The following is a 9,156-nucleotide window of genomic DNA, read 5'->3' as shown; positions in this document are numbered from 1 at the left end:
GGAGCGGGGCGAAGGGGCGCTATAAATAAATTTTTAGAATTTTTAAATCTAATATTTTCAAAAAAATAATCAGGAGGCGAAAGATGGATTTAAATCTCGATGTTGTACAGTTATATGTTCCTGAAGATACGAATATAATAGTAGGGCAATCACATTTCATAAAAACTGTCGAAGATATCTATGAAAGTATAGTTACAACGAACCCTTCTTTAAAATTTGGCTTAGCTTTCAACGAAGCCTCTGGTCCTCGCCTTGTAAGATACGACGGGAACGATGAAGAGTTGATTAAAGTAGCTATCGATAACGCTCAAAAGATAGGAGCAGGTCATTGTTTTGTGTTAATGATCAAAAATGGTTTTCCGATAAACATCAAAAATCAACTATTGAATGTTCAAGAAGTACTCAATATTTTTGCTGCTACAGCAAACCCTCTACAGATAATTGTAACTGAAAGTGATCAGGGAAGGGGTATATTAGGAGTAATAGATGGATATCCCCCAGTAGGTGTAGAAAAAGAAGCTGACAGAGAAAAAAGAAAAAACTTCTTGCGAGAGGTAACAAAGTACAAAAGATGGTAAGTTCACTGTATAGTTTATTAAGATAAAGGGGAAAACATGTGGATATTTTTTACAATTTTAGCATTATTAATATTATATTTGCTTTTTTTCTGGGTAATTCCTTTTTCATTGAAGGGTGCTATATTTGATCCAAGTAGAAAAAGAGATGTCGAAAAAATGGTTGATATGGCAGAAATAAAAGGAGACGAGATCTCGGTAGATTTGGGATCGGGAGATGGCCGTGTTGTTATAGCCTTCGCTGAAAAAGGTGCACAAGCTCATGGTTTTGAGATAAACCCTTTTTTAGTATTGATTTCAAGGAGAAATATTAGAAGAGCCGGATTAAAAGGAAAGGCGTTTATTCATTGGAAAAACTTCTGGAAAGCAGATTTGTCTAAATTCGATATTATAACGGCTTTTCAAGTGGATTTTGCGATGAATAAATTAGAAAATAAATTAAAAAAAGAACTCAAGCCTGGAGCAAAAGTAATTTCAAATCAATGGACGTTCCCAAATTGGAAATATTCTAAATATGAAAATGGCATCTATGTTTATGAATCAAGAGAATTGCCAACAAAATAGAGGATGGTTTTATGGATCTACATCATGAAGAAAAAGAAAGGACTTTAGATTCTAGACTCCTTCTTTCTGTTATACTGAATTTTGGTATAACTATTGCAGAGATATTGGGCGGAATCTTTTCGAATAGTTTAGCTTTATTATCCGATGCCATACATAATCTAAACGATACTACTGCAATCCTTATAAGTTATATCGCAAGGGTTTTATCAAAAAAGAAACGAGACTCAAAAAGGACATACGGTTATAAAAGGGTGGAAACACTTGCTGCTTTTGTAAATACAGAAATATTAATGGTTATCGCTGTTTATTTACTTATTGAAGGTATAAATAAATTATCAAATCCATCAATCATACAAGGTAACATAATGCTAACAGTTGCTTTTATTGGTTTAACAGGAAATCTAACAACCGCATATTTATTACATTCTGATTCAAAAACAAATTTAAATGTCAAAGCCACTTTTATCCATATCCTTAGCGATACTATTTCGTCTATATTTGTAATCATTGGGGCATTTTTGATCATTTATCAAAAACTTTACATTGTTGATGCTATATTCACTCTTATGATAAGCGGGTATATATTTATAGAAAGTATACCACTACTTAAGAATACTATAAATATATTACTACAAGGAACTCCAACTGATATTGAAATCGGAAAAATAAAAACAAATTTGGAAAAGTTTGATTTCGTAAAAGATGTTCACCATATCCACATTTGGACAACCGATGGAAAAGACAAATATATGGAAGCCCATATAAGACTTCAAGAAAGTTTTGACCAAAATAATTATAAGCTGGATGATTGTATAGATAAATTAAACAAAGTTTTAAAAGAAGAATTTGAAATCAGTCATACCACTTTGCAATTTGAAAAAAATAGATGTTTGGAAGAAAAAAAAGTGACATGAGTGTCTTCAAAATTAGAGGGGGGGAATATGCGTGAGAATAAACCTAGGTGATGTTTTCACCGAACCATTTAAAATAGTTGGTAAAAATCCTGCCATGCTCATACCAGTCTTTATAGGGATTATACTTACTTTACTTTTCGATGCTGTAAGATTTATAGGCCCCATTGCTAATTTTGTATCTTTTATCATTATAGGTATAGGTACGATGTTTTTCATCGCTTGGATCACTATTTTATTTAATCAATATAAAGAAGGGGAAGAAATTGATCTGAAAAAAAGTTTCGCTCAAATTAATCAGCTTCTATTGGAAATAATCGTGCTTTCTATTGTGGTAGGTTTTCTAATATCTCTCGGAACTTTAGCTTATGTTATCCCAGGATTAATATTAGCCCTTTTCTTGATTTTTTCTCCGTGTGCATTGGTGGTTGACAAACTTTCAGTTACCGAGTCTCTGAAAAAGGGTTATTCTTTCGTTTTTAACGGAGAAAACTTTTTACAAATATTTCTACTTTTACTCGTGATTTTTCTTTTGGGAATGATACCTATTGTTGGACTTTACTTATCAATTATTTTAGAATATATTCTTTTACCTTACATTTATGTAGAGCATTCAAAATAGTTGGTTGTTAACTATGTGGTAAAGGGTTTCTAAATCAAGCATTAAAGTTTCTAAAGATAGTATCTAAATAAATAGTTGGAGGTGTTTTCTTTGAATGAAAAAAAGGCTCTTGGTATATTAGAATATTCTTTATCAAAGGAATTAGAAGGAATGCAATTTTACGAATCAAAAGCAAAAACGGTTAAGATTCAACAGGTTAAGGAAACCTTTGAAGATTTAAGTAACATGGAGAAAGGTCACGCAGATTATATAAGTAGTCTGATAAAAGATGTAAAAAGTCATGATTATGTGCATTTCTCACAACCTACTGATGTGGGAAAAACTTTTTCCAAAAGAGCTGCCCAAGAAATAGCTTACCAGGGTGATTTTACGGCAGTAAAATCCGATATTCCTGTATTAAGAATGGCATATCTTATCGAAGAAGATTTCATGAATTTCTATAACAAAGCTGCTGAAAGTGTTGAAGATGAAGAGTTAAAAAAGATACTGATTCATCTAGCCGAATGGGAAAAAGAGCATAGAGATAGGATTTATACACTCTATCAAAAATTATCCAAAGATTATTGGGAACATATGGATGTCGAACCATTGTATTGAAAAATTGAAAAATAAGGGATGCAACTTGCATCCCTTTTTTAAACTATTCGGAGGTCACCATGAAATTCATTCATACTGCGGATTGGCATCTTGGAAAGATAATATATTCCAACTATATGACCTGGGACCAAAAATATATTTTAGACAATTTTTTGGCATATTTATCAAAAACTCCACCTGATGTATTATTGATAGCAGGGGATTTATACGATAGAGGTATCCCACCTTCAGAGGCGGTTATTCTACTGAACGAACTACTCTCAAAAATTGTACTAGAATTAAAAATTCCCACACTTATAATCTCAGGAAATCACGATAGCGATGAGAGACTTGAGTTCTTGAATGGTATACTCTCTAACATGAATCTTCATATCGAAGGTACTTTAAAAAAAGAAGTCAAAAAAATCACCTTTAATGACGAGTATGGTCCCGTTAATTTTTTTATGCTTCCGTATGTTGATCCTCAAAAAGCCAGTGATATATTTGAGATAAATTTTGAGGGTAAAACCCAGCTTTTAAAGCACTACTTAGACAGTATCGATGTGAATGAAGAAGAAAGAAACGTATTGATAGCCCACGAATACATAATGGGTGGATTGAATAGCGAATCTGAAAGGCCTCTATCAATTGGAGGAAGCGAATATGTTGATCCCTCTATTTTTGAAAAATTTGATTACGTTGCCCTTGGACATCTTCACAGACCTCAAAAGATCAAAAATATTTATTACTCTGGTTCTCTTTTGAAGTACTCATTCAGTGAAGCAGACCATGTAAAAGGAATGAACCTAGTAGAAATGAAAGAAAAGGGAAATATAAAAGTTGAAAAATTGAGCTTTAACAGGGCTAAAGATATGAAGGTAATAAGAGGAAGTTTTGACGACGTAATGAAAATGGAGAGTTCGGATGATTATCTTCAAATAATATTAGAAAACACTAAGCCCGTTTATGATGCCATAAACAAACTGAGAGCAAAATTTCCGAATGTTCTATCCCTTGATTTTCCTAATTTAAAAACAAATGATGAAATAAAAACAAGAGATTATAATATAAAGAAAATATCCCCCGTGGATCTTTTTGAATTGTTTTACCAAGAAGTCAAAAACCAAGAACTTTCTTTTGAGGAAAAACAGATAGTGGCAAGTATTTTCAATGAACTCCAAAAAGCAAGCGGTGAAGAAAAATGAAACCAATAAAATTAAAATTCCAGGCCTTTGGTCCTTTTTTAGAAGAGCAAGAAATAGATTTTAACAAATTAAGAAACGATACTTTATTCTTGATTACCGGCCCAACAGGTGCAGGAAAAACTACTATTTTCGATGCAATCTGTTATGCTTTATACGGAAATGGTTCGATGGGCGAAAGAGGAGATGCGATAGCCAGGTCTCATTTTGCAGATGAAAAGACCGACACATACGTGGAATTTGAATTTCAATTCAAAGATAAAATAATCGAAATTTCAAGAACCCCTTCTTACGAAAGATCAAGAAAAGATGGTGAAGGGACCACAAAGCAAAATAGTCAAGCTAGTATAAAGATATATCAAAATGGTCAACTGATACTACATGAAACTGGGGTTAAAAAAGTAAATAGTAAGGTAGAAGAATATTTAGGTTTGAACTATGAACAATTCAAGCAGATAGTAATGATTCCACAAGGAGAATTCAGAAAGTTTATAACAGCCAATTCAAACGAGAGAGCAGAGATCTTTAAGAAGATATTTGACATAAGTATATATGAGCGTTTCGAACAAAAAATAGACGAGATTTTTAAAAATATAGAAAAAGGATTAAAGGCCCAACAGCAAAAAATCAAAAACATACTAGAAACAATAAACCTTGAATCAGAAGAATACAATCAATTGTTGAAAGAAGAAAATATTGACCCTGAAAATCTAATTGATCAATTAACAAAGGAAATTAGAAAAAGAGAGATTTATAAGGAAGAAACCGAAAAACAAAAATCTCAAAAACAAGACAAACTACAAAAACTAAACACAGACCTTGAAAATATAAAAAAGGTAAATGAACTAATTGAAAAGAAAGAAACCCTTAAAAAAGAGATCGAAGAACTCCAACAAAATTCCGAGTATATTCAAGAAAAAGAAGAGCTTCTTAATAGGTTAAAAAAGGCAAAAGAAATCCTTCCATACGAAGAAAGATACATAGAATATTTGAAAGAATTAAATGAAAAAAAGAACCAACTCAAAAATCAACAAAGTATATTAGATGAAAGTATGGAAGAAAAACAACGAATAGACGAGAAGTTACCAGAAATTGAAAAGCAATATCAAAAGATATCCGCTGTTGAAAAAGAAATTGAAGATCTCAATCAAAAATTAGATAAATACGTTGAGTACAAAAACCTAATTAAAGAATTCAATACAAAAAAGGAACTTTATGATGAAAAGGTTAGAGAAAGCCAAGAAAAAGATGAGAAGCTTTCAAAAGCTCAAAAAAAATTGGAACAAAACGAAAAATATATATCAGAAAATGAAGATATAAACGTTGAAATACTTAAAAACGAAATTAGTGCAAATAAAAAATTATTATCTGCAACCAAGGAATTATCTAAAAAATACACAGAATTAGTAGTCTTACACAAGGATTATCAGAAAGTAAAAAAAGGAAAAGAAGAAATGGAGATTGAAATACAAAACTTAAGAGAAGAACAAAGCAAAAAGACTACCGATTTTATAAAATCACAGGCATATACTTTAGCAGCCAATCTAAAAGAAGGAGAACCGTGTCCCGTTTGTGGATCTCTCGTTCACCCCTCTCCTGCCAAAAGTAGTGGGAAATTAATAACAGAAAAAGAACTAAAGGAAATCAATCAAAAATTAAATGAAAAAGAGAAAGAAAAAACAACGATACTAAAAAATTATGAAGACGTATCAAACAAATATTCACAAGAGGTATCTTTATTTAAATCTGAATATAAAAGAATCTGTGAAGAATTACAAATTCCCCAAGAAAGTGAGAATATACACACTCATATACAAAATTTAATAAAAATGCTTAAAGACAGATTGGACCAGCAAAAACAAGAATACGAAAAAAAAATAAAAATATACAACAAAGTCAAATCACTGAAAAACGATAATAAAAAGATCAAAGAAGAAATTAGAGAGTTAGAAGAACAAAGAGAAAAGTTGAGAAAAATAATAGATGAATCGAAATCAGAAATTATAGAAGTAGCAACTAAAATTACAGATCTTAAAGAACAATTAGAGGACAAAACCGAACATGGAATAATAAGCGAAATACAAGAAAAAAGAAAATTTATCCAAGGTATCAAAAACACTTACGAACAAAAAAGAGAAGAAGCTAACAGAATCGCAGAAATAATAAACTCTTCAAAAGGAACAATAAAAACTTTAACCGAAGATATAATTAAATTAGACGACCAAGTAAAAAATGCTGAACAAAAATTCGATCAAATGATAGAAAAAATGGGATTTGAGAACCAACAAGAATATCAAAGAATAAAAGAACAAATTAACTTAATAGAAAGTTTAGAAGAAGAAGTTCAAAAATATAAAGAAGAATTAAAGAATAAGCAGACTCTTCTCATTGACTTAGAAGAATCCACTAAAAACCTAAAAATGATTGAGGAAACACCTTTAAATAATGAAATAGTGCAATTACAAAAGGAAATTGAAGAATTAATAAAAAACGAATCAAATTTAGAATATGAAATAAAACATTTGAAAAAAACAAAAACTAATTTAGAAACTGTGATAAAAGAAATAGAAAAACAAGAAAAGGAATACTCAACTATAAAGAACTTAAGAGATGTCAGTAAAGGTGACAACAACACAAGAATCAGCCTTAGTAAATATGTACTAGCATATTATTTCGAAGAAATATTAGCTCAAGCGAATCTAAGATTGAACAAATTAACAGATGGCAGATATCAGTTGCATAGATCTTCTAAAGTACTTGATGCAAGAAAGAGTGAAGGTTTAGAAATCATGGTTTTTGATATCTACACTGGAAAAGAAAGAGAAATAAAAACACTTTCAGGAGGAGAAAGTTTTAAAGCTGCACTAGCTCTTGCTTTAGGATTAGCCGATGTGGTGCAAAGCGAAGCTGGTGGTATCTCTTTAGATACGATTTTTATAGACGAAGGATTCGGCAGCCTTGACACAAACTCTCTTGATAGTGCAATCGAAGTATTAACAGAGTTAAATAGCTCTGGAAGAATGGTGGGCATAATATCTCATGTAAGTGAATTGAAAGAAAGAATTAATTCAAAAATCGAGGTAATACCAGGAAAAACTGGCAGCTATATAAAGTTTTAAAAAAAAAGACGCCTTTAAAGGGCGTCTTTTACTAACTTGCATAAGATATACTTCTTTTTTCTCTAATTACGGTTACTTTGATTACTCCAGGATATTGAACCTTTTCCTCTATTTGAACAGATATATCGTGTGCCAATTTTTCTGCGACTTCATCTTCAACTTTATCTGGTTGAACGATTATTCTCAATTCTCTTCCTGCCTGTATTGCGTAGGCTTTATCAACGTATCTAAATGATTTTGCAATTTCCTCAAGTTGTTCGATCCTTCGAATGTAATTTTCCAAAGTTTCTTTACGTGCACCGGGTCTAGAAGCCGACAGAGCATCACTTGCAGCAACCAAAACAGCTTCAGGTGTCATCGGGTCAACTTCGTTGTGGTGATATTGTATCGCATTAACTACTTCCAATTTTTCTCCGTATCTCTTAGCAATTTGTCCTCCAACAATAGCATGTGATCCTTCAACTTCATGATCAACAGCTTTTCCTAAATCATGAAATAGAGCCGCTCTTTTAGCTAGTTCAACGTTTAATCCTAATTCACTTGCCATCATTCCAGCAAATTGAGATACCTCTATTGAATGTTCCAATACATCTTGTCCATAACTGGTTCTAAATTTTAACCTACCTAGAAGTTTGATTATTTCAATGTTCGGCTGTTTTATACCTACTCTCATTACCGCTTCTTTTCCTACTTCCTTTATATATTCTTGAGTTTCATTTTTTGATTTTTCATAGAGTTCTTCTATTCTAGCAGGATGTATTCTTCCATCGGCTACAAGCATTTCAAGTGTTCTTTTTGCTATTTCCCTTCGTAATGGATTGAACGAGGATACAACAACTATTTCTGGTGTATCATCAATTATCAAATCAGCACCTGTGAGTTTTTCAAACGTTCTGATGTTTCTTCCCTCTCTACCAATTATTCTTCCTTTCATGTCATCTGTAGGCAAAGATACGGTTGACGTTGTGATTTCGTTGGTGACATCTGATGCATATCTTTGAATTGCAGTAGTGATAACCCATCTGGCATATTTTTTTGATTCATCTTCGTAATAATCTTTTATTTCTTTGAACTTTTGAGCAATTTCTTTTTCGTATTTATCTTTTGCTTCGTTTATTACTATCTGACGTGCTTCTTCTTCGGTCATTTTTGCGATTTCATTTAATTTCGTCTCTAATTCTTTCTCTAATTTTTGGACATTTTCGTGTTGAACTTCCAATTTTTCTTTTAGTTTTTCTAAATTCTCTTCTTTTTTTGCTAAGCTTTCTTCTTTTCTTATTAATCTTTCTTCGTTGGTTTTAAGCTCTTCTCTTTGTTGCCTTGCTTCTAAATCAAATTGTTGTCTAAGTTTATGTATCTCTTCTTTTGCCTCTAGTAATTCTTTTTGTTTTAATGCCTTAGCTTCTTCTTCTGCTTTTTTTAATATTTTATCTATTTCTTTTTGTTTGTTTTTTATTTCAACTTCCAATTCTTCTTTTTTTGTTTTTAGTGTAGAAATAACCCTTTTGTTTCCAATATTAATTCCAACAAGCACTGATAAGATAAATATAGCTATTCCTATAATTATATATACCAGAATTTCCAATT

The 9,156-nt window shown here is 31.5% G+C and carries 8 protein-coding genes; 7 read left to right on the top strand and 1 reads right to left on the bottom strand.

Annotated features, from left to right (window positions below):
• Positions 1-83 precede the first annotated feature (83 nt).
• The 7 genes from X928_RS02520 to X928_RS02490 all read left to right on the top strand — a co-directional run bounded on the left by X928_RS02520 (position 84) and on the right by X928_RS02490 (position 7,569).
• On the top strand, positions 84-578 hold the full coding sequence (locus X928_RS02520) for an adenosine-specific kinase (protein ID WP_103078341.1): 495 nt from the start codon (positions 84-86) through the stop codon (positions 576-578).
• Between the two features lie 36 nt (positions 579-614).
• Positions 615-1,139, top strand: a complete 525-nt coding sequence (locus X928_RS02515; RefSeq protein ID WP_103078340.1) for a methyltransferase domain-containing protein — start codon at positions 615-617, stop codon at positions 1,137-1,139.
• Positions 1,140-1,150: 11 nt separating this feature from the next.
• Positions 1,151-2,053 carry a cation diffusion facilitator family transporter gene (locus X928_RS02510; RefSeq protein WP_103078339.1) on the top strand — a complete coding sequence of 301 codons (903 nt, stop codon included), beginning with the start codon at positions 1,151-1,153 and terminating at the stop codon, positions 2,051-2,053.
• A 31-nt stretch (positions 2,054-2,084) separates the two neighbouring features.
• Positions 2,085-2,672: a hypothetical protein gene (locus tag X928_RS02505; protein ID WP_103078338.1), complete on the top strand. Its 588-nt coding sequence runs from the start codon at positions 2,085-2,087 to the stop codon at positions 2,670-2,672.
• A gap of 90 nt (positions 2,673-2,762) precedes the next feature.
• Positions 2,763-3,269, top strand: a complete 507-nt coding sequence (locus X928_RS02500; RefSeq protein WP_103078337.1) for a ferritin-like domain-containing protein — start codon at positions 2,763-2,765, stop codon at positions 3,267-3,269.
• 59 nt (positions 3,270-3,328) lie between these two features.
• Positions 3,329-4,453 carry an exonuclease SbcCD subunit D gene (locus X928_RS02495; protein ID WP_103078336.1) on the top strand — a complete coding sequence of 375 codons (1,125 nt, stop codon included), beginning with the start codon at positions 3,329-3,331 and terminating at the stop codon, positions 4,451-4,453.
• Positions 4,450-7,569: an AAA family ATPase gene (locus X928_RS02490; RefSeq protein ID WP_103078335.1), complete on the top strand. Its 3,120-nt coding sequence runs from the start codon at positions 4,450-4,452 to the stop codon at positions 7,567-7,569. The genes X928_RS02495 and X928_RS02490 overlap by 4 nt, the downstream gene beginning before the upstream one ends.
• Before the next feature lie 31 nt (positions 7,570-7,600).
• Here the strand turns inward: X928_RS02490 and rny are convergent, their stop codons facing one another.
• Positions 7,601-9,148, bottom strand: coding sequence for a ribonuclease Y (gene rny / locus X928_RS02485; protein WP_169926277.1), 1,548 nt, complete (start codon positions 9,146-9,148; stop codon positions 7,601-7,603).
• Between the last annotated feature and the right edge of the window lie 8 nt (positions 9,149-9,156).

Source organism: Petrotoga miotherma DSM 10691 (genome assembly GCF_002895605.1).
GTDB classification, from domain to species: Bacteria; Thermotogota; Thermotogae; order Petrotogales; family Petrotogaceae; genus Petrotoga; species Petrotoga miotherma.
This window is presented reverse-complemented; position numbering and strand designations above follow the sequence as displayed.